Source organism: Spirillospora sp. CA-128828, from assembly GCF_050945415.1.
In the GTDB taxonomy this organism is placed as follows: Bacteria; Actinomycetota; Actinomycetes; order Streptosporangiales; family Streptosporangiaceae; genus Spirillospora.
In genome coordinates, this window is sequence record NZ_CP191986.1 from 7,140,461 (window position 1) to 7,163,325 (window position 22,865).

The 22,865-nt window shown below is 73.4% G+C and carries 22 protein-coding genes; 11 read left to right on the forward strand and 11 right to left on the reverse strand.

Annotation, left to right across the window (positions count from 1 at the left end; genetic code table 11):
* The first annotated feature begins 47 nt into the window (after positions 1 to 47).
* Positions 48 to 470 carry a hypothetical protein gene (locus ACQPXG_RS34345; protein ID WP_433463293.1) on the forward strand — a complete coding sequence of 141 codons (423 nt, stop codon included), beginning with the start codon at positions 48 to 50 and terminating at the stop codon, positions 468 to 470.
* A gap of 12 nt (positions 471 to 482) precedes the next feature.
* Here the strand turns inward: ACQPXG_RS34345 and ACQPXG_RS34350 are convergent, their stop codons facing one another.
* From ACQPXG_RS34350 to ACQPXG_RS34370, 5 genes are all read right to left on the reverse strand, one after another.
* Complete coding sequence (locus tag ACQPXG_RS34350) at positions 483 to 1,277, reverse strand: methyltransferase domain-containing protein (RefSeq protein WP_433463294.1); 795 nt, start codon at positions 1,275 to 1,277, stop codon at positions 483 to 485.
* A 138-nt stretch (positions 1,278 to 1,415) separates the two neighbouring features.
* Positions 1,416 to 1,634, reverse strand: a complete 219-nt coding sequence (locus ACQPXG_RS34355) for a hypothetical protein (protein ID WP_433463295.1) — start codon at positions 1,632 to 1,634, stop codon at positions 1,416 to 1,418.
* 176 nt (positions 1,635 to 1,810) lie between these two features.
* The gene (locus ACQPXG_RS34360) at positions 1,811 to 3,808 is read right to left on the reverse strand and encodes an FtsX-like permease family protein (RefSeq protein WP_433463296.1); all 1,998 of its coding nucleotides are present in this window, start codon (positions 3,806 to 3,808) and stop codon (positions 1,811 to 1,813) included.
* Positions 3,808 to 4,491, reverse strand: a complete 684-nt coding sequence (locus ACQPXG_RS34365) for an ABC transporter ATP-binding protein (protein ID WP_433463297.1) — start codon at positions 4,489 to 4,491, stop codon at positions 3,808 to 3,810. The genes ACQPXG_RS34360 and ACQPXG_RS34365 overlap by 1 nt, the downstream gene beginning before the upstream one ends.
* The gene (locus ACQPXG_RS34370) at positions 4,488 to 4,658 is read right to left on the reverse strand and encodes a hypothetical protein (protein WP_433463298.1); all 171 of its coding nucleotides are present in this window, start codon (positions 4,656 to 4,658) and stop codon (positions 4,488 to 4,490) included. The genes ACQPXG_RS34365 and ACQPXG_RS34370 overlap by 4 nt, the downstream gene beginning before the upstream one ends.
* Before the next feature lie 119 nt (positions 4,659 to 4,777).
* On the opposite strand from ACQPXG_RS34370, the gene ACQPXG_RS34375 reads away from it, so the two are divergent.
* From ACQPXG_RS34375 to ACQPXG_RS34390, 4 genes are all read left to right on the forward strand, one after another.
* On the forward strand, positions 4,778 to 5,968 hold the full coding sequence (locus ACQPXG_RS34375) for a sensor histidine kinase (protein ID WP_433463299.1): 1,191 nt from the start codon (positions 4,778 to 4,780) through the stop codon (positions 5,966 to 5,968).
* Positions 5,969 to 5,994: 26 nt separating this feature from the next.
* Entirely contained in the window at positions 5,995 to 6,642 is a 648-nt protein-coding gene (locus ACQPXG_RS34380; protein WP_433463300.1) for a response regulator, read from the forward strand.
* Between the two features lie 77 nt (positions 6,643 to 6,719).
* Positions 6,720 to 7,052: a hypothetical protein gene (locus ACQPXG_RS34385; protein WP_433463301.1), complete on the forward strand. Its 333-nt coding sequence runs from the start codon at positions 6,720 to 6,722 to the stop codon at positions 7,050 to 7,052.
* Between the two features lie 95 nt (positions 7,053 to 7,147).
* A complete protein-coding gene (locus ACQPXG_RS34390; protein WP_433463302.1) occupies positions 7,148 to 7,825 on the forward strand; it encodes a DUF4328 domain-containing protein in 678 nt (225 codons plus the stop codon).
* Position 7,826: 1 nt separating this feature from the next.
* On the opposite strand, the gene ACQPXG_RS34395 is transcribed toward ACQPXG_RS34390, so the two are convergent.
* From ACQPXG_RS34395 to ACQPXG_RS34405, 3 genes are all read right to left on the reverse strand, one after another.
* Entirely contained in the window at positions 7,827 to 11,195 is a 3,369-nt protein-coding gene (locus ACQPXG_RS34395; protein WP_433463303.1) for a DNA polymerase III subunit alpha, read from the reverse strand.
* A gap of 1 nt (position 11,196) precedes the next feature.
* The gene (locus ACQPXG_RS34400) at positions 11,197 to 11,472 is read right to left on the reverse strand and encodes a DUF6504 family protein (protein ID WP_433463304.1); all 276 of its coding nucleotides are present in this window, start codon (positions 11,470 to 11,472) and stop codon (positions 11,197 to 11,199) included.
* A gap of 105 nt (positions 11,473 to 11,577) precedes the next feature.
* The gene (locus tag ACQPXG_RS34405; protein ID WP_433463305.1) at positions 11,578 to 11,850 is read right to left on the reverse strand and encodes a hypothetical protein; all 273 of its coding nucleotides are present in this window, start codon (positions 11,848 to 11,850) and stop codon (positions 11,578 to 11,580) included.
* Between the two features lie 312 nt (positions 11,851 to 12,162).
* Between ACQPXG_RS34405 and ACQPXG_RS34410 the strand changes: the two genes are divergently transcribed.
* The 4 genes from ACQPXG_RS34410 to ACQPXG_RS34425 all read left to right on the forward strand — a co-directional run bounded on the left by ACQPXG_RS34410 (position 12,163) and on the right by ACQPXG_RS34425 (position 17,095).
* A complete protein-coding gene (locus ACQPXG_RS34410; RefSeq protein ID WP_433463306.1) occupies positions 12,163 to 12,855 on the forward strand; it encodes a TetR family transcriptional regulator in 693 nt (230 codons plus the stop codon).
* Positions 12,856 to 12,934: 79 nt separating this feature from the next.
* Positions 12,935 to 13,897 (forward strand): quinone oxidoreductase family protein, encoded by a 963-nt coding sequence (locus ACQPXG_RS34415; RefSeq protein WP_433463307.1) that lies wholly within the window; start codon positions 12,935 to 12,937, stop codon positions 13,895 to 13,897.
* Between the two features lie 121 nt (positions 13,898 to 14,018).
* Positions 14,019 to 15,329, forward strand: coding sequence for a DUF4389 domain-containing protein (locus ACQPXG_RS34420; protein WP_433463308.1), 1,311 nt, complete (start codon positions 14,019 to 14,021; stop codon positions 15,327 to 15,329).
* Between the two features lie 77 nt (positions 15,330 to 15,406).
* The gene (locus ACQPXG_RS34425) at positions 15,407 to 17,095 is read left to right on the forward strand and encodes a serine/threonine-protein kinase (RefSeq protein WP_433463309.1); all 1,689 of its coding nucleotides are present in this window, start codon (positions 15,407 to 15,409) and stop codon (positions 17,093 to 17,095) included.
* Here ACQPXG_RS34425 and ACQPXG_RS34430 read toward each other — a convergent pair.
* On the reverse strand, positions 17,088 to 18,044 hold the full coding sequence (locus ACQPXG_RS34430; protein ID WP_433463310.1) for an alpha/beta hydrolase: 957 nt from the start codon (positions 18,042 to 18,044) through the stop codon (positions 17,088 to 17,090). The genes ACQPXG_RS34425 and ACQPXG_RS34430 overlap by 8 nt on opposite strands.
* A gap of 114 nt (positions 18,045 to 18,158) precedes the next feature.
* Between ACQPXG_RS34430 and ACQPXG_RS34435 the strand changes: the two genes are divergently transcribed.
* Entirely contained in the window at positions 18,159 to 19,880 is a 1,722-nt protein-coding gene (locus ACQPXG_RS34435) for a serine/threonine-protein kinase (RefSeq protein ID WP_433463311.1), read from the forward strand.
* A 4-nt stretch (positions 19,881 to 19,884) separates the two neighbouring features.
* On the opposite strand, the gene ACQPXG_RS34440 is transcribed toward ACQPXG_RS34435, so the two are convergent.
* Positions 19,885 to 20,526, reverse strand: coding sequence for a LysE family translocator (locus tag ACQPXG_RS34440; protein ID WP_433463312.1), 642 nt, complete (start codon positions 20,524 to 20,526; stop codon positions 19,885 to 19,887).
* A gap of 133 nt (positions 20,527 to 20,659) precedes the next feature.
* Here ACQPXG_RS34440 and ACQPXG_RS34445 point away from each other — a divergent pair, with 133 nt between their 5' ends.
* Complete coding sequence (locus ACQPXG_RS34445) at positions 20,660 to 22,198, forward strand: ArnT family glycosyltransferase (RefSeq protein WP_433463313.1); 1,539 nt, start codon at positions 20,660 to 20,662, stop codon at positions 22,196 to 22,198.
* A 6-nt stretch (positions 22,199 to 22,204) separates the two neighbouring features.
* Here ACQPXG_RS34445 and ACQPXG_RS34450 read toward each other — a convergent pair whose 3' ends face one another.
* Positions 22,205 to 22,840, reverse strand: a complete 636-nt coding sequence (locus ACQPXG_RS34450; RefSeq protein WP_433463314.1) for a DUF1444 family protein — start codon at positions 22,838 to 22,840, stop codon at positions 22,205 to 22,207.
* Positions 22,841 to 22,865: the final 25 nt, after the last annotated feature.

The window sequence follows — 22,865 nt, forward strand, 5'->3', positions numbered from 1 at the left end:
CCACGACCCGGGACGCCGCCGGTGGCCCAATGGGCGATCATGGAGGGGTGTCGGCCACATCGCGGCTTCGTCGCCCCGTCCACATCGCGTGCCTCGTCGTCGCCTGTGTCATGGGCCTGCTCACCGTCGTCTGGGGCGGCGGGGCGGTGGCCGCCTGGGCCGGCCAGAAGGGCAAGGCCAGGGCGACGGCCCGGGTACTGGAAACCGACGGCACCCGTTCGTCCGGGCACCTCGTGGTCGAGTTCACCGCACGCGACGGTCACACGGTGAAGGCGGAGGACAACCGCCGCGGCTGGCCTCGGAAGGCCGCGCGGGGAGCCACGGTCGAGGTCGTGTACGCCGCCGACGACCCGGCGGGCGACGTGGCGCCGTTCCAGGACGTGGGCGGATCCTTGCCCGTGGTGGCGTTCTTCGCGGTCGCGGCGGTCCTGTCAGGGCTCGCCGCCCATCGCACACGTGCCCGCGCGTAGGCCCGGCACCGGTCAGGCGCGGCAGATGATCTCGCCGTGGGTCACCGAATACCAACCGTCCTCGGCGGCGGCCCATGCCTTCCAGCCTTCGTAGACGCGCTGGAGTTCGGCCCGGGTGGCGTGGCCGCCGGCCACGGCGTGGTCCGCGACCGACGATCTGATCAGGCGGCCGCCCCAGGATTCGCTCCACCATTCGCGTTCCTCGGGGGTGGCGTAGCACCACGCCGCGGCGGAGGCGGTGACGTCGGTGAACCCGGCGGCGCGGGCCCAGGAGACCAGCCGGCGGCCGGCGTCGGGCTCGCCGCCGTTGCCGCGCGCCACCTCGTAGTAGATCGGCAGCCAGGAGTCCATGCCCGGCGGGTTCGGGTACCAGATCATGGTGCCGAAGTCGGCCTCGCGCGCGGCGACGATGCCGCCGGGCCGGGTGACGCGGCGCATCTCGCGCAAGGCCTGGATCGGGTCGGTGATGTGTTGCAGGACCTGGTGGGCGTGGACGACGTCGAAGGTGTCGTCGGGGTAGTCCAAGGCGTGGACGTCGGCGACCGCGAACTCGACGTTGTCCAGGGCGGCCGTGTTCTTGCGGGCCTCGTCCAGGACGGTCGCGGCGGAGTCGGCGGCGACGACCCTGCCCGGCGCCACGCGTTCGGCCAGCCCGGCGGTGATCGTGCCGGGGCCGCAGCCGACGTCCAGCACCGACAGGCCCGGACGCAGGTGCTCGATCAGGTAGGCGGCGGAGTTCTCGACCGTGCGCCACTGGTGGGCGCTCAGCACGCTCTTGTGGTGGCCATGGGTGTAGGTCGCGTTCATCGGGTCACCTTTCTGTGTCCGGTGTCCCCACGGTACGACGGCTTCTCATAATTTGAGAACTGTGTATCAATATATGAGACGCACAGGGATGAGAAAAGGGATCGAGGCGTCGGCCTCGATCCCCTTCTCAGCGAGTCGTCAGGCTGCCGCGACGGCGACGCGGCGGGTGCGCATGGGCCGGACGGCCGGAACCGGCCGCACAGGCAGGGCCTCGATCTCGGCCAGCGGGCCGTGGGTCTCGGCGTAGGCGTTCAGCGTCGCGTGGGATAGCCCGGTGAGCCACGGCTCCACGACGGTCCGCTCGGCGGGCCCGTTCAGCCGCGGGTGAGAGAGATGGAACGTGCCGGTCGCCTTCATGCCAACACCCCTTCCATGAACCTGGCGGGCCCGCGCCTCTGCGGATGCCACCGGTTGTCACATACCCCTAGGTACGTCGTTACAAGCCACTTGGTTCGACACCTGTTCCCGGGTGTCTCCCAAGTCACAAGGTCAACGGTATGCAGCACCTCTGACATTTTCGAACGTTTATTCGGCTAGTCCGGGCGCGGGGCCGGGTCCGTCGTCACCGAGCGCAGCAGCGGGCGGCTGAGCGCGCTCGCCCCGAGGACGCCGCCGAAGCCGAGGACGGCGAACGCGGCGAGCCCGACCAGACCCGAGAGACCGAACCCCTGGGCGAACGGCAGGCCGAAGAACAGGCCCGTGAGGAGCGAGCCGCCGCCCATGACGGCGAGCGGGATGAGCGTCTCCTGCCCGCGCGCCCGGTCGAGGACGGAGAGCGGAGTGCCCGCCAGGCGCAGCATCGCGTACGCCTGGCGGCGGTCGAGGACGGCCGACGCCCCGGTGATGCCCGCGCTCGTGACGGCGATGAGGAACGAGACGGCGAGGACGGTGAGCGCGCCGGTCCGCAGGTCGGCGAAGAGCCTGTCGCCGGTCACGTCGTCGTCCGCCGGAGTGGTGAGGACCTTGCCGGGGACGAGGCCGGTCAGTACCGTGCGGGCCCGGTCGAGGGCGGCCGTTCCGCCGGAGACGGTCACGGTCACCACGCCGGTCGTGGTCTTCGGGCTGTTCGCGGACAGAGGGTCGTCCAACGTCTCGGTCTTCTTCACCGTGACGTCGGCGTCGATGCCGCCCAGCCTTCGCCCGGCCTGCTCGGCGACGGCCGCGGACGTCGGGTACGGGACGGCGACGCGGAGTTCGTCCCCCGGCCCGCCCGAGGACGGCGATGCGTTCAACAGGGCGAGGAACCCGGCGACGAAGCCGGTCAGCGCGACGCCGGCGACCGTCCGCCAGGCCGAGCGCGGATCGTCCACGAGGCGGCGTCCGGCGAGAAGCCGGGCCGGGCGGCGCGCCGTCCGGGCGATCAGACGGCCGATCAGCGCGACCACCCACGGCCCCGCGAAGTTGATCGCCAGGAACGCTAGGACCAGGAAGACCATCAAGACGATCATTCCCGTCCGGCCCATGTCGACCAGCCCGCCGCCGGCCGCGCCGAACGCGATCACGACGGCGAACAGCGCGAGGATCCGGCCGGCCCGCATGCCGGGCGGCGTCTCGCGGCGGGCCACGCCGAGCGGGCTGACGACGACACGGCGCAGGCCGGCGACGGCGCTGACGCCGACGAGGACGGGCACCGCGGCGAGGACGCCGGCGAGGACGAGCGGGCCCGGCCACAGGTCGCCGGCGAACCAGCCGCCGCCCGCGATCGTGATCCGGGTGAGCAGCGGGACCGCCGCCGCGTACAGCAGCAGACCGGTCACCGCGCCCGCGGCGGCCGTCAGCACCGCCTCGGCGGTGGTGATCGCGACGACCTGCCCGGGCGTCGCGCCGACCAGCCGCAACGCCGCCAGCCGGGCGTCCCGGCGGGCCACGGTGAGGCGGGCCGCCGCGCCGCCGAACACCAGCAGCGGGACGACCATCAGCACCGACGCGAGGCCCGCGAGCAGGAGGTAGACGTCCGCCGACCACGAGGCGTCGGTCTCGAACCGGTCGATGCGGGACGGGCCACCGGTCGTCCCCAGGTGCTCGACGGCATCGCGTTCGGCGGTCATGGCGGGGTCAGTGGCGGCGCGTCCGACCACGGCGACGAGTTCATCGGGGTGGACGAGGGCGTCCCGTCCGAGCGTTCCGGCAGGGGAAGGGAACCTCTTCGCCAGTTGGTCGGCGGGCAGGTCCTTCATCAGGCGCGCGAGGGCGGGCGACGTCCACGTCCCGCCGGGCTTCGGGAAACGCGGCATGCCGGGCGGCACCGGGGCGTCGCCCTTCAACGCGGCGAGGTCGACGACCGTGACCGGCTCGCCCCGGACGTAGTCCGTCGACAGCGCCTCGACCGCAGTGGGGTTCGCGACCGGCTTCCCCGGATGCCGCCAGGCGTCCGCATGGGCACGCTGCAGGAAGGCGTGGTCGGCCCCCACCGCGAACAGGAGCAGCCCAGTCGAGACGGCCACGGCGGCGAGGGTGAGGAACGAGCCCAGCAGGCCGCGCCGGCCGCCGCCGCGCAGCAGGCGCCAGGAGAGCCCGACCGCGGTGCGCATCAGGCCGTCCTTTGCAGGGGCGGCTGGATGCGGCCGTCACGAACCTCCAGGACCCGGTCGCACCAGGCCGCCACGGACGGGTCGTGCGTGACGACGACCAGGGAGGCGCCGTTGTGCTTGGTGGCGTCCACGAGCAGCCGCATCGTGTCGTGGCCGGTCGCCTGGTCGAGCGCGCCGGTCGGCTCGTCCGCGAACACGACGGCCGGCCGGGGCACGAGCGCGCGGGCGATCGCGACACGCTGCGCCTGGCCGCCGGACAGCTCGCCCGGGCGCCGGTGCTCCAGTCCGTCCAGCCCCAGCGGCCGGAACCAGGACCGCGCCGTCTGCACCGCCTCCCGCCGGGACGTGCCGTTCAGCATCAGTGGAAGCGCGACGTTCTCCACGGCGGGCAGTTCGGGGAGAAGCTGCCCGAACTGGAACACGAAGCCGAACCGGCCCCGGCGGAGCGCGCTGCGACGGCGCTCGCCGAGCGTGTCGATCCGCTGGCCGAGCAGCTGCACCTCCCCCGCGTCCGGCGTCATGATCCCGGCGAGGCAGTGCAGCAGCGTCGACTTGCCCGAGCCGGACGGGCCCATGATCGCGACGGCTTCGGCGCGGTCCACGGCCAGGTCGACGCCGTCCAGCGCGACGGCCGTCCCGAAGCGCTTCGCCAGCCCACGGCCGAGCAGGACGGGCTCGTTCACGCCGCCTCCCGCCGTCCTGCGGGGCGGAGTTCGACGATGTTGTCGGGCGGCCGCGTACGGCCGCGGTTCCGGATCGATTCGGCGATCTCCATGGCGGGCATGACGAGACCGCCGTAGATCACGAAGACGGCGAAGGCAGCGGCGAGGGGGATGTAGATCAGGTGCATGCCCCCAGCGTGCGCGCGGCACCGGCCGGCCCACATCGGGCACAGGTCGGGCCCCGGCGGCCCGCCATCGGCCGAATGGTCGATCCGCTGGTCGGCAACGGGTCGTACCCTCCTTGAACGTGAGCGACGTCGGGGCACGGTTGGACCGCATCCACTCGGTGGGCGGCTGCGTGCTGCGTGCCGCGTACGCCGGGTTCGCGGGCCTGTACCTGCTGGCCTGCGTGGTCGCCTCGCTCAGTGACGCGGCCGCCCTGTGGATGGTCGTCGTCGCGGCCGTGTCCAACGTCGCGGCGATCTCCGGGCGGCGGTTCGTCGTGTGGGCGGCTGGCGCCGGGACGCTGTCGGCGTTCAGCACCCTCTACCTCGGGACGGCGGTCCGGCCCGACTTCGGCGCCCCGAGCCTGTTCGCGGAGATCGGCGGCCTGCTGATCGTCCTCGCCCGGATCGTCTGGAAGGCGCGCCGCGAGCAGCTCGTCCCGATCGCCGTGCTGCTCGGGGTGGCGATCCTGGCGACACCGCTGCGCTGGTCGGTGATCGCGGCGGCGCTGTTCACCGCGCCGCTCGGCATCACGGTGGCGATCGCGCTCGGCGTCGGCCTCTACCTGCGGGCGCTGGACGCGCGGCGCGCCAGGTCACTGGCGGCGGCGCGGCGGGACGAGCGGCTGGAGCTGGCCCGTGACCTGCACGACTTCGTCGCCCACCATGTGACGGGCATCGTCGTCCAGGCGCAGGCGGCGCGGTTCGCGGCGCAGTCGGGGGCGGGGCAGACGCAGGAGCAGCTCGACCAGATGTTCGGCGGGATCGAGAAGGCCGGCACCGAGGCGCTCACCTCGATGCGGCGCATGGTCGGCCTGCTGCGGGACGCCCAGAACGTCAACGCGCCGGACGGGGACGCCGTCGCCGACGGCGGCTCCACCACCCGTCCCGTCGGCGACCTCGCGCAGCTCACGGAGCTCGTCGAGGGGTTCACCCACCCGCCCGCCGCGCTGGCGCTGGCGCCCGGTCTCGGCACGCTGCCGCCCGAGGTGGCGGCGTCGGCGCACCGGGTCGTCCAGGAGGCGCTGACCAACATCCGCAAGCACGCCGCGGACGCCGCGAGCGTGCGGGTCACAGTCGCGCGCGTCGGCCGGGACGTCGAGGTGGCGGTGCGGGACGACGGGCGGGGGCGCGGCCGGCGGCTGCCGTCCGGCGGGTTCGGGCTCACCGGGCTGTCCGAGCGGGTCGGCGCGCTCGGCGGGCGGCTGCGCGCCGGCCCGCGGCCGGAGGGCGGCTGGGAGGTCGTCGCCGTGCTGCCGGCCGGGGACGGCTGATCCGGATTGCTGACACAATCGGCTCCGTGGCCATCCGCGTACTGATCGCCGACGACCAGGAGATGGTCCGGACCGGGTTCCGGATGATCGTCGACTCGCAGCCCGACATGGACGTGGTCGGGGAGGCCGCCGACGGCGCCGAGGCCGTCGCGCTGGCCCGCCGGCTGCGGCCCGACGTGTGCCTGTTCGACATCCGGATGCCGCGGATGGACGGCCTGGAGGCGACCCGCGCGCTGGCCGGCCCGCACGCGCAGGACCCGCCCCGCATCGTGATCGTCACGACGTTCGACATGGACGAGTACGTGTACGGGGCGCTGCGCGGCGGCGCGGTCGGGTTCCTGCTGAAGGACAGCGGTCCCGCGCTGCTGGTGGAGGCCGTCCGCGCGGCGGCGAACGGCGGGTCGCTGGTGTCGCCGTCCATCACCGTCCGGCTGCTGGAGCACTTGGCGAGGCCGCCCGCGCGGCCCGTCCCGCCGCGCGAGCCGCTCACCGGCCGGGAGTTGGACGTGGTCAGGCTCCTCGCACGCGGCCGGACGAACGAGGAGATCGCCGGGGAGCTGTTCGTGTCGCTGTCCACGGTGAAGACGCATCTCGGGAGCGTCTCCCGCAAGCTGGACACCCGGAACAGGGTCGCGACGGCCGCGTGGGCGTGGGAGTCGGGTCTCATGACCTGATCCGCGGAACGGCACGGGACGACGGGGGAACGCGGGGAGGCACGGCACTGGCACCGGAGTCGCTGAACGGGCTGCCCGTGACCGTGCTGGTCGCGTGGCTGCTGTGCGCCGCCGGCTGGGGCGTCGTCCTCGCGGGCCTGCGCAACGGCCTGCACGGGCCGTCCCGCGGCCCTGCCCTGTTCGCGCACACGGTGACCCCGGCGGGCGTCATCCTGCTCTTCGCCCTCATCGGCTTCGGGTCGCTGTACGCGACGATCGCGCTGGCCGCCGAGTGGTGGGCGCTGCTGGCCGTCACCGGTCTCCGCCCGGAACGGCTGCTGTCCACGGGCGGCCTCGGGCGCCTCGCCGCCTGGGCCGCCGTCACCGCGGCCGCGACCTACGCCGCCACACGGTTCGTTTTCCAGGTGTGACGATCCGGTAAGAGCCCGAACCCGCGTTGGGCCGCGTAAGTCAAACGTACGTAGTATCCGAAGCAGCGAACCGTAAAGGCCCAGGGAGGTGGATCATGCCGTGTGCGCTGTGCGGCGACATCATCCCGACCGAGGTCGACCGGTGCCCGGCCTGCGGCGCGTGGGCGCGGCGCCGCGACTTCCGCGCCGTCGGCGTGGCCGTCTTCATGCTGCTCGGCTTCAACGCGTTCGTCGCCCTCGGATCGGGGATCAGCCTGCTCAGGCTCGCCCATCCGCTGCGGGAGGCGACGCACGACAGCTATGACGCCGCCGCGACCGGCAAGGCCCTCGCCCCCTACACGGACGTGTTCACCATCGGCGCGATCATGGCCGCCGTCACCGGCCTGCTGTACCTCACGTGGCTGTGGCGCGCGTTCCGGCAGTCGCCCGGCCCGCACCGGCACCACCGCGCCTGGGTGCTGCTCGGCTGGTTCCTCCCGGTCGTCAACCTGTGGCTGCCGCCCCGGATGGTCTACGAGGTGTGGGTCAACAGTGGCCGGTACCGGACGGCCGAACGCCAGGCCGCCGGGGTCGTCGTCGCCGGCTGGTGGGCGTGCGCCCTCCTCGGCCTCGTCCTCGGCCGCGTGTTCGCGCACGGCAGCGTCGACACCCTCGCCGACGCCCGCTTCGACGTCCACGTAGGCGTCGCCGCGGCCGCCTTCCAGGCCCTCGCCGCCGCCCTCTGCATGGCCACCGTCTTCCAGATCACCCGCATCCAGATAGCGCGCGACTGAGCTAGGGGACGGGGCCGGAGCTGCCTTGGCTTGTGTGCCAGAGAGGTGTTCTCGGAGGGCGTTTGACGGCCGGCCCCGCGTGGTCGACGTCGGAGTACGGGGACATCGCGAAGCCGGTGGGCTGGACGATGCGGCGGCCCACCGGGCGGCCGCGGCCGGGCGTCCCCGCCATGGCGGCGCGGACGGCGTCCGGGCCGCCGCGGCGCCACTCCTCGTACAGGGTGTTCAGGTCCCAGCAGGCGTACGCGGTGATCGACACGGCGCGGGCCCCGGCGCGGCGGAGCCGGCCGCGGGCGACGAGCAGCCATGAGCCGAAGACCGTGGCGGCGCACCTGTCCTGCACCGACTCGAAGAACGTGAGGTCGACCGGGCCGGTCGCGTCGTCCAGCGTGGCGAAGATGACGCGCTGGCCCGACCTGACCGCCGGGGTCTGCGTCGCGACCTTGACGCCGGCGACCAGGACGTCGCTCTTGTCGGGACGTCCCGGCAGGTCGGCGGCGCGGACGACGCCGAGCCCGGCGAGCAGCCCGTCGTAGAAGGTCATGATGTGCCGGCTCACGTCCATGCCGAGGATGTCCAGCTCCGCCTCGACGACCTCGGCGGGCGTCATCGGCGGCAGCCCACCGGCCGGGATCTCCTCGGCCAGGGCGACCTCCACCGCGGACGGCGCCGGCGGCGCTCCGTCGCCGTCCTCGTGGCCGAGCGGCAGCTGCCCCTCGGCGACCCGCCCGGGACGGACGGTGACGCGGTCGAGGGCGCCCACCCGGCAGAGCAGGTCGCGGCGCGGAACGCCGTCGTGGACCGCGTCGAACGCGCCCGCCAGCACGAGCCGCTCGGCGGTCGGGCGGGACACCCGGGCGCGGCGCCAGAAGTCGGTCAGCGACGCGTACGGGCGAGCCGCGGCGATCCTTTCGACCTCGGCGGCGGAGATGCCCCTGACCTCGCTCAACGCGACCCGGATCCCGGTCGCGCCGCCCGCGGCGACGGGCTCGGCGTGCCAGTCCGCCGCCGACCGGTTGACGTCCAGCGGAAGGATCGGGACGCCGAAATGCCGCGCGTCGTCGAGGATGACGCGCTTGGGGTACATGCCGGGATCATGGGTGAGGACCCCGGCGTAGAACGCGGCCGTGTGGTGCCGTTTCAGCCAGGCCGACTGATAGGTGGGCAGCGCGAACGACGCGGCGTGGGCCTTGCAGAAGCCGAACGCGCCGAACGCGGTCAGCGTCCGCCAGACGCGTTCGACGGACGCCTCGTCGTAGCCGCGCGCCAGCGCCCGCTCGCGGAACCAGGCGCCGACCACGGCCTGGCCGCGCTCGTGGTTCAGGCTCCGCCGCGCCGCCTCCGCCTTGGACAGGCCGCAGCCCGTCATCACGTCGAAGACGCGGAGCACCTGCTCGTGGAAGACCACCACGCCGAGGCTCTCCCGCAGCACCGGTTCGAGATCGGGATGGGGGTAGGCGGGCTCCCGGGTCCCGGCGCGCGCCTCCAGGAACGGCGACACCATGTCGGAGTTGACCGGGCCGGGGCGGAACAGCGAGATGTCGATGACGAGGTCGTCCAGGTCGCGCGGCTGGAGCCTGCCGATCAGCTCGCGCTGGCCGGGCGACTCGATCTGGAAGCAGCCGAGCGTCCGGGACGTGCGGACCAGCGCGTACGTGGCGGGATCGTCGCGCGGGACGTCCTCCAGCGCGATCTTCTCCCCCGTCACCCGGGCGACCTCCGCCACCGCGTGCGCCATCGCCGACTGCATCCGGACGCCGATGACGTCGAGCTTCAGCAGCCCCATGTCCTCGACGTCCTCCTTGTCGAACTGGCTCATCGGGAACCCGGCGGCGGCCTGCTCGACCGGCGTCCGATCGAGCAGCGTCGGGTTCGACAGCAGGACGCCGCACGGGTGCATGGCGATGTGGCGGGGCAGGCCGTCCAGGCGTTCGGCGATCCGGAACAGCACCTCCAGGCGTCCCGCCGCCAGGTTGCTCTGCCGCAGCTCCGGAAGGTCCTCCAGCGCCGCCCTGATCTGGTTCGCCCTGATCCGCGGGAACGCCTTGGCGATGGCGTCGATCTCGTGGGGCGGGAGCCCGACGGCGTTGCCGACGTCGCGGAGCGCGCTGCGCGCCCGGTAGGTCTCCATCATCGACACGCACGCCGTGCCGTCGGTGCCGAACCGGTCGAACAGCGCCTCGTACGCCTCCAGCCGGCGGGCCGACTCCACGTCGAGGTCGATGTCGGGCAGCCCCTCGCGGCTGTCGGCGAGGAACCGCTCCATCACGAGGTCGTGCCGCAGCGGATCGAGGTCGCCGATGCCGAGCAGGTGGTTGACCAGGCTGCCCGCCCCCGAGCCGCGGATCGCGCACCGGATGCCGCGCTCCCGGATCAGCGCCGCGGCGTCGGCGACCGTGAGGAAGTACGACGCCAGCCCCTTGCGCGCGATCACCGCCAGCTCGCCGTCGAGCCGCGCGGCCGCCTCGCGCGACCCGGCGAGCCCGCGCCGGGCCATCCCGTCCGCGCACCGGGCGACGAGCCGGGCGTGCGGGTCACCGTCGAAGTCCGGCAGGTGGACGTCGTCCATCCCGAGGTCGCGGCCGGGGTCCAGGACGCAGCGCTCCGACAGCCGCCGGGTGGCCGCCAGCAGCGCCTCGGCCTCCTCCGGGCCGCAGCTCAGCTCCGCGACCCGGCGCATCTCGGGGATCGGCTTCAGGTACGCCTGCCCGCTCTGGTCCTCCAGGTGCCGCCGGTCCAGCGGGACGAGGCGGCGCGTCACGTCCAGCACCTGCGCGACCGGGTGGTCGGCCGGATCCAGGTAGCGGACGGCGTTGCCCAGCACCGCGGGCACCCCGGCCCCGCGGGCGAGCGCGAGCATCCGCGCCGCCCGGGGCCCGTCGCCCCTGGCCTGCTGGTCGACGATCTCGATCACGGTCTCGGCCGTCCGGCGCCAGGCGTCCAGCAGCGCCGCCGCCACGTCCGGACGCCGCCCGGTGACTGCCCGGCCCACGTCCGAGGCCGGGCCGAGCAGGACGGTGAGGCCCTCGGCGTGCGCGCCGACCATCTCCCGCGTGACCAGCGGGTCGCCCCGCCGGCCCGCCGCGTGCGCGGCCGTCACCAGCCGGCAGAGCGACCGCCACCCGGCGCGTCCCTCGGCGAGCACCACGATGCGCTCCTCGCCGGTGGAGGCGACCTTGAGATCGGCGCCCACGACCGCCCCGATGCCCACGTCCGCGCATGACCGAACGTGACGGACGGCGCCGTACAGGCCGTCCCGGTCGGTCAGCGCCAGCGTCTCCATGCCGAGGCTCGCCGCGCGCTCCGCCAGCGCCGCGGGCGGCGCGACGCCGAACCGGAGCGAATAGGACGAAGCGACATGAATATGCACGTCAGTCCCATACCCGGGAAAGCAGCCAGCTGTCGGCCGCCACGTCATAACGCAGCTCGTAGACGCCGATCTCCCGGTCCGGGGTCGCCTCGACCCGCCAGAACTCCCGCTCACCGGTGGCCTCGCCGTCGGGCTCCTGCTCCCGCCACCAGTCACGGGTCGTGACCCAGTGCTCCAGCACCCGCCGGACGGTGTGGAGCCGGCCACGCCAGACGAACCGGACCGGACGCCCATCGCTCACCCAGACGTCCACCGGATCGCCGAACACGCGTGTCATCTGCCTCCCCCTCGCGCTCACCGCACGGGGGAAGAACATGCGGACGTTCGAACAAACGTTCGCGTCCGAGTCTAGGGAACCCTCCGGCCGGGGAGCAAGGCGGGGTCAGCCGAGGAGCGCCGCGAGCCGGTCGGCCACCTCGGAGAGCCGGGTGACGTCGGCCATGCCGCCGCCGGGCCACAGGTAGAACCAGCCGTCGCCGGACGGGGTGGCGACGACCATGACATGGCGGCCGGTCCGCGGGCCGTAGACGGCGAGCAGGGACTCCTCGGGACCGGCGAACCTCCAGGCGAGGCCGCGGGACTCGACCTCGTACGCGAGCGCCGCGAGGTGACGCCGCCGCACCTCGGCGATGTCCCGCCCACCCACTACAGACACATCATCCGCCTCAGCAGGTCCGAGCCGCCGCGATGACCTTGGGCGAGTATCCGGCGACGATTGGTGACCGCTCCTCAGCATGGCCCGAAACCCGCGGCTGCGCAGGAAGAATCCGGAGAGTGGGACGGCTGTTTCACGCTCCGCCGGGGGATGGTCCATGACGGAGGCGCGGCGCGGCGTGCGCGGATGCGCCAATCTCGGCGGTGGTCTTCCGGTCGCCGGAACGTACCGTGCACGTAGGAGCCCCGTCCGTGATAAAAGCCTCTGTGAGACGGGCACAGCCCCCGTCAGCCAGACAGAAGGAGCCAGCCGATGAGCGCCGTCCCCGCCGGCGACCCGTCAGGCCACACGAACGACCGTGCCCCCGAGCGTGCCCACGAGCAGGGCCCAGCCCTCGCCGGGCTCCGCGAGCGCAAGAAGCAGCGGACCCGGCTCGCGCTCATCGACGCGGCCCTCGACCTGTTCCTCGCCAAGGGATACGAGGCCACGACGATCGACGAGATCGTGGCGGCGGTGGAGGTGTCGCAGCGGACGTTCTTCCGCTACTTCGGCACCAAGGAGGACGTCGTCACGAACTTCCTCACCGAGCACGACCAGGTGCTGGTGGAGGCCCTGACGGCCCGTCCGCCGGACGAGCGCCCGTTCACCGCGCTGTTCGAGTCGCTGCGCGTGGTGCTGCGGACGATCGCCGAGAGCGGTCCGGCCGACGGCGTCCGGTTCCGCCGCGTCCGGCAGGTGATCGAGGCGACGCCGGCGCTGATGGCGGCGCAGATGGCCCGGTACTCGGCGTCGGCGGAGGCGCTCGCCGTCGAGATCGCACGCCGCGAGGGCGTCGACATGGAGCAGGACCTGCGGCCGCGGATCGTCGTCTCCTTCTACCTGGCGGCGGTCAAGGTCGCGTTCGAGGACTGCGCCCGCCACGACATCTGGGACGCCGGCACGGTCGCCGCCCGGGTGGAGGAGGCCGTGGCGCTCGTCGCCCGGACGATGCGCGACTGGGTCTGATCGCCCCCCGGTGGAATAGCCCGCGGCGACGCCCGGTTTTCCGGATCGTCCGCGTCAACCGACCATCAGGAGAACTCACATGCGCGCGATCGTCGTCACCCGCAGCGGCGGACCCGAGGTGCTGGAGCCGGCCGAGCGTCCGGAACCGGAGCCGGGGCCGGGCGAGGTGCTGATCGACGTCGCGGCGGCCGGGGTCAACTTCATCGACGTGTACTACCGGACGGGCCGGTATCCGCAGGAGCTTCCGTACACGCCGGGCGTCGAGGCGGCGGGGACGGTCGCGGCGGTGGGCGACGGCGTCCGGGAGTTCTCCGCGGGCGACCGCGTGGCCTGGGCCAACGTGCAGGGCGGCTACGCGGAGAAGGCCGTCGTCCCGGCGGACAAGGTCGTCCCGGTCCCGGACGGGGTCGGGCTCGACGACGCGGCGGCCTCATTGCTGCAGGGCATGACCGCGCACTATCTGACCCGGTCGACCTACCCGGTCCAGGAGGGCGACACCGTCCTCGTGCACGCCGCGGCGGGCGGGATGGGCCTGCTGCTCACGCAGGCGGTCAAGGCGCTCGGCGGCAGGGTCCTCGCGACGGCGTCCACCCCGGAGAAGGAGAAGCTCGCGAAGGACGCCGGCGCGGACGTCACGATGGGCTACGAGGGCTTCACCGACCGGGTCCGGGAGCTGACCGGCGGCGAGGGCGTCGCCGTCGTCTACGACGGTGTCGGAGCGCCCACCTTCGACGGGAGCCTGGCGAGCCTCCGCCGGCGCGGCACCCTGGCCCTGTACGGCGCGGCCGGCGGCGCGGTGCCGCCGTTCGACCCGCAGCGCCTCAACGCGGCCGGCTCGGTGTACCTGACGCGGCCGTCCCTCGTCCATTTCATCGAGAGGCGCGAGGAGCTGCTGGAGCGCGCCGCCGACGTCTACGGCTGGGTGGATTCGGGAGACGTGAAGGTCCATGTCGGGCACCGCTACGATCTCGCCGGCGCCGGGACCGCGCACACCGATCTGGAGGCGCGCCGGAGCACCGGCAAGCTCCTGCTGATCCCCTGACCGTCCCGCCGGTCCCTCTTCACAGACGTTGTTGGAGTGCGGAGATCGTCTCCCCGCGGCGGACCCGCCTGCTCCCCTAGGCTGGGGCCGGAGAGACGATCTTCCGAGGAGCGCCGCCCCCATGACGACGACCGCCGCCGTACCCCTGGAGCAGGACGAACCGCGCGTCCTCGGCCCCTACCGCCTGCTCGGGCGGCTCGGCCGCGGCGGCATGGGCACCGTCTACCTGGGCGCCGAGCCGGACGGGCGGCGCGTCGCAGTGAAGGTCGTCAACCGGGAGCTGGCCGGGGAGCCGGCGTTCCTCACCCGGTTCCGCCGCGAGGTGACCGCCGCGCGGCGCGTCCACCGGTTCTGCACCGCGCCCGTGATCGACGCCGAGCTCGACCAGGACCCGCCGTACATCGTCACCGAGTACATCGACGGGCCGAGCCTGGAGAAGGCCGTCCGCGCCAAGGGGGCGCTGCCCGGCTCCGACCTGGAGGGCGTCGCGGTCGGGGTCGCCACCGCGCTCGCCGCCATCCACGGCGCCGGGATCGTGCACCGCGACCTCAAACCCGCCAACGTCCTGCTGTCGTCCACCGGACCCCGCGTCATCGACTTCGGCATCGCCCGCGCCCTCGACGCCGCCGACGGCCCCACCCGCACCGGCCAGTTCGTCGGGACGCCCGCCTACATCGCGCCCGAGGTGCTGCGGGGCGAGCCCGTCGAGCAGGCGTCGGACGTGTTCGCGTGGGGCTGCGTCGTCGCCTACGCCGGGACCGGACGTCCCCCCTTCCACGGCACGACGGTCGCGGAGACGTTCCGCCGCATCGAGCGCGAGGAGCCCGACCTCGCCGGCCTCGACCCGCGGCTGCGCGACATCGTCGCCGCCGCGCTCGGCAAGGACCCGCGCGACCGGCCGACCGCGCGGCAGCTCCTCACCCGGCTCGTCGGGCAGGAGAAGGCCGACCTGGAACACGCCGCGGAGACGATCTCGGCGTCCTGGCAGGGGCCGGCCCCGGAACCGGCGCCCGGGCCCGCCCCGGCCGCCGGGCGGGCGCCGCATGCCGAGGTTCCGGAACCGCGGCCCGCCCCCGAGGCGGCTGAGCCCGAGCCGGCGCCGGGCCCGCCCGCCCCGGCGGGGCCGACGGTCATGGTCGACCTGCCGTTCCCGGACGCCTGGCACGGCCCGCGACGCTGGTTCACCCTGCTCAGGGGCCTACTGGTGATCCCGCACCTGGCCGTCATGCTGCTCATGTACGCGGCGCTGGTGATCGTGATGCTGCTCAGCTGGCTCGTGATCCCGTTCACCGGGCGGTACCCGCGCGCCCTGTACGGGCTGGTCGTCGGGTGCCAGCGATGGTCCAGCCGGGTCGTGGCGTACGCGTTCGGGCTCACCGGCGAGAAACTCCCGCCGTTCCGCACTCTTCCCCGCGCCCGCCGAACGCGGTGACCGCTCCCTGCGTCCAATGGCGGGAGGCCCGCTAGGGTTCTACCGCGAAGACTCCCCGATTCCCACTTTTCAGGATCATGATGACCACGCACGCAGGAGAGAACGGCGACGCCCTGCGCCCCGACGACCCCGTGGAACTCGGGCCCTACCGGCTGACCGGACGCCTCGGCCGGGGCGGCATGGGGACGGTCTATCTCGGCGAGGACGCCGCCGGGCGCCGGGTCGCCGTGAAGGTGATCAACCGGGAGCTGGCCGGGGAGGCCGCGTTCCGGGACCGGTTCCGCCGCGAGGTGACGGCCGCGCGGCAGGTCCGCCGCTTCTGCACCGCGCCCGTGATGGACGCCGAGCTCGACCAGGACCCGCTGTACGTCGTCACCGAGTACATCGAGGGCCCGAGCCTGGAGAGCGCCGTCGCCGAGCGCGGCCCGCTGCCCGGCTCCGACCTGGAGGGGCTCGCGGTCGGGGTCGCCACCGCGCTCGCCGCCATCCACGGCGCCGGGATCGTGCACCGCGACCTCAAACCCGCCAACGTCCTGCTGTCGTCCACCGGACCCCGCGTCATCGACTTCGGCATCGCCCGCGCCCTCGACGCCGCCGACGGCCCCACCCGCACCGGCCAGTTCGTCGGGACCCCGAACTACCTGCCGCCCGAGCTGCTGCGCGGCGAGCAGGTCACCCCCGCGTCCGACGTGTTCTCGTGGGGCTGCGTCGTCGCCTACGCCGGGACGGGCAGCGCCCCGTTCGCGGGCAACACCGTCCCGGAGATCTTCTACCGCGTCGCGCACGACCAGCCGAGGCTGGACGGGCTCGACCCCGGCCTGCGGGACGTGGTCGCCGCCGCCCTCGACAAGGACCCGCGGAACCGGCCGACCGTCCAGGACCTGCTCGGGCGGCTCGTCGGCAACGGGACGACGGACCCGGCCACGCTCGCCCAGACCGTCCAGGCGAGCTGGCACGGCACCCCGAACGACCCGGCCGCGCAGGCACGGGCCGGTCAGGCCGCGTTCCAGCAGACCGCCCGGTTCGCCGGCGAGACGACCCGCCAGGACCCGCGCCCCGCGGCCGGACCGGGGGTCCCGCGCCGCCCGCTGATCATCGCGGGCGCGGCCGTCGCGGCGCTGGCCGTGCTCGCCGTCGTCGCGTTCCTCATCCTGCGTCCCGGCGGCCCGCCCGGCAAGCTGGCGACGACGTTCAGCGACGACTTCTCCAACACCGAGTCCGGCTGGGGATCGTTCCCGAACCAGTACGACTACCAGAACGGCAAGTACCGGATCCAGACCGACGACTCCACCGGCTCGGTGGGGCGGGACGTGCCGAAGGACGAGTTCGCCCCCGACCCGATGCTGGCCACGGTCACGGCCACCGTCGGGCAGAGCCCAGCCGACGGCAAGTACGGTCTCACCTGCCGCTCGACCGAGAACGGCGACAACGAGTACATGTTCCTGGTCCGCCACGACGGCAAGGGGGCGACCCTCCGCAAGATCACCAAGGACCGGGGCACCAAGGAGCTGGGCAGCCCGGACTCGGTCCCCGGATTCTCCGGCGACGGGCCGAACAAGCTGCAGATCGCCTGTGAGAGTGGCGATGACGGCAAGCAGGTCCGGCTCCGGCTCTGGGTGAACGGCTCGCGGGTGATCGACGCCACCGACGACGACCAGCCGCTCGGCAACGGCAAGGCCGGTCTGGAGGTCGAACGGGGCGGCAACCCCGCGCAGCAGACCGTCGTCGACTTCGACGACTTCGACCTGTCGAAGATCCTCAGCTAGCGGGCAGGTAACCGCTCGTCCAGCGGGTCAGCTCCGCGAAGACCTGCGCGCGGACGGGCTCGGCCGACAGCACCAGGTCGTGCAGGCCGCCGTCGATCCGGACGAGCGTGACGTGCCGCCCGATCCGGGGCGCCCACCGCGCCATGTGCTCGACGTCCAGGACGGCGTCGGCGCCGGTCACGTCCAGCACCCTGCGGGTCGGGCGCACGCTGCGGGTCGACGCCATGACCAGCACCGGAACGTCGACGTCCAGGCCGCGCTGCAGGCGCAGCTGGCCGCGGCGGACGGCGGCCAGCCACGCCGCCCGCACCGGGAACCCGAGAATCGGCTTCCACCCGAGGTCGAAGTCCCATTCGCCCTCGTGGTCGCGGTGGATGCTGCGCGGATACCGGTCGGACACGCCCGCCGGCAGCTTCGCCTTCGGGAAGCGGGGACGCAGCGCCCGCGCCAGCCCGGCGCCGACCTTGCGCAGCACCAGCGGCTCGGCGAGGTCCACGAACGGGCTGTTGAGGAACAGGCCGTCCACGAGGCCCTGGCCCTTGACCTTGTCGGCCCACAGCGCGGCGATGAGGCCACCGGTGGAGTGGCCGTTCAGCAGCAGGGTGTCGTGGCCGTCCACGTCCCGGACGATCCGGACGGCCTCGTCGATCTCGGGGAAGTAGTCGGACAGGCTCTCGACGTAGTTCGGGGTCTGGTGCGGACGCAGTGAGCGCCCGTACTTGCGCAGGTCCAGGGCGTAGAAGTCGAAGCCCAGGTCCACGTAGAAGTCCGCGAGGTGCTTCTGGAAGAAGTAGTCGACGAACCCGTGGACGTACAGGACGGCGCGGCGGGACGGATCGGTGCCGCGCCTCCGCACGAGCGTCGCCACGACCTCGCCCTCGGCGTCCCGGCCCATCGGCAGCTCGATCGCCTCGTATCCGGAGCCGAGCACGTCCGCCGTCACGTCCATATTTCCTCCCGCAATGCGGTGAACTGATGCCCTTTGCACGAACGTCAAAGAGACTGACCGTAGGACAGACTGAACCACAAAAAGAGCCCTCCGCCCCCGGAAGTGAGTCGAGTCATGCAGGCGCCCCTTCGTGACCGTGACCCGCGCCTGCTCGGCCCCTACCGCCTCACCGCCCGGCTCGGCCGCGGCGGCATGGGCACCGTCTACCTCGGCGAGGACGAGGCGGGAAAGCAGGTCGCGGTCAAGGTCATCAATCCGGAACTCGCCGACGACGAGGCGTTCCACGAGCGGTTCCGGCGCGAGGTGACGGCCGCGCGGCAGGTCCGGCGGTTCTGCACTGCCGCGGTACTCGACGCCCGGCTGGACGGCGACCCGCTGTACGTGGTCACCGAGTACGTCACCGGCCCGGCGCTGGACGAGGCCGTCAAGGAGAACGGGCCGCTGCGCGGCGGCGACCTGGAGGCCCTCGCGGTCAACATCGCGACGGCGCTCGGCGCGATCCACGGCGCCGGGATCGTGCACCGCGACCTCAAGCCGTCCAACGTGCTGCTGTCCCCGACCGGGCCGCGCGTGATCGACTTCGGCATCGCCCGCGCGCTGGACACCACGGACGGGCCGACCAAGAGCGGCCAGTTCGTCGGCACCCCCGCCTACATCGCGCCGGAGCTGATGCGCGGCGAGGAGATCACCCCGGCGGCGGACGTGTTCTCGTGGGGCTGCGTCGTCGCCTACGCGGGCACGGGACGCGCCCCGTTCGGCGGCGGGACCCTCCCGGAGACGATCAACCGGGTCACGGGCGGCGAGCCCGACCTGGACGGCCTCGACCCCGCCGTCCGCGACCTCGTGACGCGGTCGCTGGCGAAGGACCCGCGGGAGCGTCCGGCGGTGAAGCAGCTGATCCGGGAGCTGACCGGCGAGGACGAGCCGCCCGCGACACCGCCCACGGTCGTCCTCCCCGCGCCCGCGCCCTCGCCCTCGCCCGAACCGGAACCCGCGCCCGCGCCCGCGCCCGCGGCGAGCGTTGATTCCGTGCCGCCGACGCGGCCCGCGGGCGAGACCACGCGTCCGGTCGACATGATGAGCCCGGCGGCTCCGGCGGCTCCGGCGGCTCCGGCGAAGGCGCGGCGCTCGTACCGCAACCATGGACTGCTCATCGTCGCCGTAGGTGCGGTCGTCGGCGTCTCCACCGTGATCGGAGCCGTCAACCTGCCGGACGGCGACCGCACCCCCGACGATCCCGGGACCACGGCGGCCGCGGATCTCAGTGGCGGGCCGCCCGACGTCAAGGACGAGGTCTTCGACGACAAGTTCAGCGACGAGGACTCCGGTTGGACGAAGACGACCACGCCCGCCGGGGACGCGTCCTACCGCGACAAGAAGTACGTGCTGCGCGTCCTCCCCACGACGACGCAGATGATGGCCGACGCGCCGGCGGAGGAGATCCCCGGCTCCCAGCTCATCGAGGTCAAGGTCTCGCCGGTCGCCGGCGGCGAAGCAGGGGTCTTCTGCCGCGGCCGCGGCGGCTACGCCTTCCTCCTCGGCCCGGACGGGCGGGCGCGCATCGCCAAGCTGAGCGCCGACGCGCCGAAGACGGTGACGACCGGCACCGTCCCCGGCCTCCGCGACGGTGACAACCGGCTCCAGGCCGCGTGCGTCGAGCGCGGGGGCGACAACATCGACCTCGCCATGTGGGTGAACGGCAAGCCGGTCGCGTCCTCCGCCGCCGCCGCGCAGGACGACGCCCGGAGCTGGAGCGGTCTGGTCGTCGTCCGCGCCGGGAACGCCACCGGATCGCCGGAGGCGGCCTTCGACAACTTCTCGATCTGCTCGATCTGAGGGCTCAGTCCTTGCGGCCCGTCGCGGCGACGGTGACGCCGAGGCCGATCATCATCAGGCCGCCGGTGCCGCCGATCGCGGCCAGGCGGCGCGGCGAACGCGCGAACCAGGCGCGGGCCGTCCCGGCGGCGAGGCCCCACACGCTGTCGCACAGCAGCGCGATGAACGTGAAGATCAGCCCGAAGACCATCATCTGCAGGGCGACGTGCCCGTTCTCGCGGACGACGAACTGCGGCAGCACGGCGGCGAAGAACACGGTCGTCTTCGGGTTGGTGACGCCCACCACGAAGCCCTGCCAGAGATCACGGCCGCGGCTCCCCGCCTCGGAGCCGGTCTCGCCGATCGCCTCCTGCAGCGAACGCCGGTGCCGGAACGCCTGGACGCCGAGGTAGAGCAGGTAGACCGCGCCCGCCAGCTTCAGCGCCGTGAACACGACGACGGACCGTTCCACGATCGACCCGACGCCGAACGCGACGGCCAGGGTCAGCAGCAGGGCGCCGATCTCGTTGCCGATCACGCTCGTCAGCGCCGTCCGGCGGCCGTGGGCGAGGGCTCGGCCGACCACGAACAGCACCGTGGGACCGGGGATCACGATGATGGCCAGCGCCATCGCGGAGAAGGCCAGGAGTTGATGCGTCGACACCATGGACCGCACGGTACGCGTGCCGCGCCGGTCCGCCCATCGAATTTCCGCCGGGTCCGCAGCCCTGGGCAGGTGTCCGAGGTCGGCCGGGCCGGAGATCGTGACTTGCCGCACATCGTCGGCTTAGGTTCGGATCATGTCGGCACCTGCCTCCGCGGCGTCCGGTCCCGTTGAGATCACCGATTCCGGCGACGCGCCGGCGCCCGCCTGGAGGCCGGTGCTGCTGCTGGCCGGTGCCCTCGGCGTCGTGCTGCTGGCGGTCAGCGCCCGGTACGGCTACCACCGTGACGAGCTGTACTTCCGGGTGGCCGGGCGCCACCCCGCCTGGGGATATCCCGACCAGCCGCCGCTGATGCCGCTGATGGGCCGGGCGGTGACGGCGGTGTTCGGCGACTCGCTCGTCGCGCTGCGCGTGCCCGCCGCGCTGTTCGCCGCCGCCGGCGTGGTGATCGCCGCCCTCACGGCGCGCGACATGGGCGGCGGACGCCGTGCCCAGCTGCTCACGGCCGGGGCCTACGCGGTCTGCCCGTTCGCGGTCGCGGTCGGCCACGGCTTCTACACCGCGACGCTCGACCTGCTCCTGTCGACAACGATCGTGTGGCTGGTGGTCAGGTGGGTGCGCACGCGCGACTCCCGGCTGCTGCTCGCCATCGGCGTCGTGACGGCGCTGGTGCTGAACGTGAAGTACCTGGCCGCGTTCCTGCTGCTGGCACTGCTCGCGGGACTGCTGCTGTCGGGACCGCGCGAGTTCCTGCGGCGCCCGATGCTCGCCGCCGCGGTGCTGATCGTGATCGCGGCGGTCGTCCCGGGGCTGGCCTGGCAGGCCGGCCACGGCTGGCCGCAGATCGACATGGCGGGCGCGATCGCAGACAAGGGCGACTTCGGCGGGCGGCCCGGGTTCGTCCCGTTCCAGATCCTGCTGACCGGCGGGCTCATGTCCTGGCTGTGGATCTACGGGCTGTGGCGGACGTACCGGTCGGACGAGCTGCGGCCCTTCCGCTTTCTCGGGCATGCGTACCTGCTGCTGAACGTCGTGTTCCTCATCACCGCCGGGAAGCCGTACTACCTGAGCGGGCTGTGGGCGGCGCTCTGGGCGGCGGGCGCCGTCGAGATCGAGCGGAACGGCGCGCCGCGGGGCTGGGGCTGGGCGGCGTCCGTCCCGGTGTACGCGCTCACCGGGATCACGACCGTCCTGCTGACACTGCCCGTCTACCCGGTGAAACGGCTGGCCGACACGCCGCAGCCAGCGATCAACGCGGACTCGGCCGAGACCGTCGGCTGGCCCCGGTTCGCCGCGCAGGTCGCGCGCGTCCATGCCGCGCTGCCCCCTGAAGAGCGGGCCGCCGCGACGATCGTCGTCTCCAACTACGGCGAGGCGGGGGCGCTCGACAAGTACGGCCCCGGGCTCGGGCTGCCGCACGCGTACAGCGGGCACAACGGGTACTGGTACTTCGGGCGTCCGGCCGACACCGGCGGGCCGACGATCGTGGTGGGGCCGGACGATGTCGCCGAGGGCGCGCAACTGCGGCGGTTCTGGACGGACGTCCGTCCGGTCGGCCGGATCGACAACGGCGTCGGGCTCGACAACCAGGAACAGGGCAAGCCCATCTGGGTCTGCCGGGGGCAGCGCGGCCCCTGGGCGAAGCTGTGGCCCGAGTTCAGGCGGCTTTCGTAACGGGTTTCACGCCGGGAGGACGTCCCAGCCGCCGGCGCGGCGCACCAGCAGGTCATGCGTGAGGAGGCTGCCTGCGGGGACGTCCCAGGCCGGGTCGGCGGCGCCGTCCTCCCCGCGGTCCTCGGCCCAGACCTGCGCGACGGCCCAGCGGAGCTTGTCGACACCGTCCGGGTGGCCGGTCCCCGAGGCGACGAAGACGTCCCGCGCGGGCACCGCCACGACGAGGTCGCCGTCCACGTCCTGGGCCAGCTTCTCCAGGAACCCCTCGTCCAGCAGCAGGCCGGACTCCAGGCTGCCGCGGCCCGCGGCGCCGCCCAGCGTCACCGTCACGGCGCGCACGTCCGGGTACCAGCTGAGGCTCAGCTCCGGGCGCAGGTCGCGCAGGTTGATCACGGCGCGGCGGCGCAGCTCGCCCGGCGCCACGCCGAACTCCGCGCAGTGCCTCCGGGCCACGTGCTCGTAGCGGCGGCCGGACGGGGCGCCCTCGTCGGCGATCTCCAGCGCGTAGGTGACGTAGAGGTCGGCGGCGAACGGGTCGCGGATCGGGTCCTCGTCCGCGGGCAGCGGGAACTCCAGCTGGACCTCGGCCGGCACCCGCGCCTTCATCAGCGGGACGATCAGACTGGACCGCGGGTCGGTCACGGGACGTTCCTCCTAGTGCCTGGTG

What these genes read in the sequence shown, in the direction of transcription:
- ACQPXG_RS34350 (WP_433463294.1), bottom strand. Translation starts at nt 1,277, where the DNA reads ATGAACGCGACCTACACCCATGGCCACCACAAGAGCGTGCTGAGCGCC.
- ACQPXG_RS34355 (WP_433463295.1), bottom strand. Translation starts at nt 1,634, where the DNA reads ATGAAGGCGACCGGCACGTTCCATCTCTCTCACCCGCGGCTGAACGGG.
- ACQPXG_RS34360 (WP_433463296.1), bottom strand. Translation starts at nt 3,808, where the DNA reads ATGCGCACCGCGGTCGGGCTCTCCTGGCGCCTGCTGCGCGGCGGCGGC.
- ACQPXG_RS34370 (WP_433463298.1), bottom strand. Translation starts at nt 4,658, where the DNA reads ATGCACCTGATCTACATCCCCCTCGCCGCTGCCTTCGCCGTCTTCGTG.
- ACQPXG_RS34390 (WP_433463302.1), top strand. Translation starts at nt 7,148, where the DNA reads ATGCCGTGTGCGCTGTGCGGCGACATCATCCCGACCGAGGTCGACCGG.
- ACQPXG_RS34400 (WP_433463304.1), bottom strand. Translation starts at nt 11,472, where the DNA reads ATGACACGCGTGTTCGGCGATCCGGTGGACGTCTGGGTGAGCGATGGG.
- ACQPXG_RS34410 (WP_433463306.1), top strand. Translation starts at nt 12,163, where the DNA reads ATGAGCGCCGTCCCCGCCGGCGACCCGTCAGGCCACACGAACGACCGT.
- ACQPXG_RS34415 (WP_433463307.1), top strand. Translation starts at nt 12,935, where the DNA reads ATGCGCGCGATCGTCGTCACCCGCAGCGGCGGACCCGAGGTGCTGGAG.
- ACQPXG_RS34420 (WP_433463308.1), top strand. Translation starts at nt 14,019, where the DNA reads ATGACGACGACCGCCGCCGTACCCCTGGAGCAGGACGAACCGCGCGTC.
- ACQPXG_RS34425 (WP_433463309.1), top strand. Translation starts at nt 15,407, where the DNA reads ATGATGACCACGCACGCAGGAGAGAACGGCGACGCCCTGCGCCCCGAC.
- ACQPXG_RS34430 (WP_433463310.1), bottom strand. Translation starts at nt 18,044, where the DNA reads ATGGACGTGACGGCGGACGTGCTCGGCTCCGGATACGAGGCGATCGAG.
- ACQPXG_RS34435 (WP_433463311.1), top strand. Translation starts at nt 18,159, where the DNA reads ATGCAGGCGCCCCTTCGTGACCGTGACCCGCGCCTGCTCGGCCCCTAC.
- ACQPXG_RS34440 (WP_433463312.1), bottom strand. Translation starts at nt 20,526, where the DNA reads ATGGTGTCGACGCATCAACTCCTGGCCTTCTCCGCGATGGCGCTGGCC.
- ACQPXG_RS34445 (WP_433463313.1), top strand. Translation starts at nt 20,660, where the DNA reads ATGTCGGCACCTGCCTCCGCGGCGTCCGGTCCCGTTGAGATCACCGAT.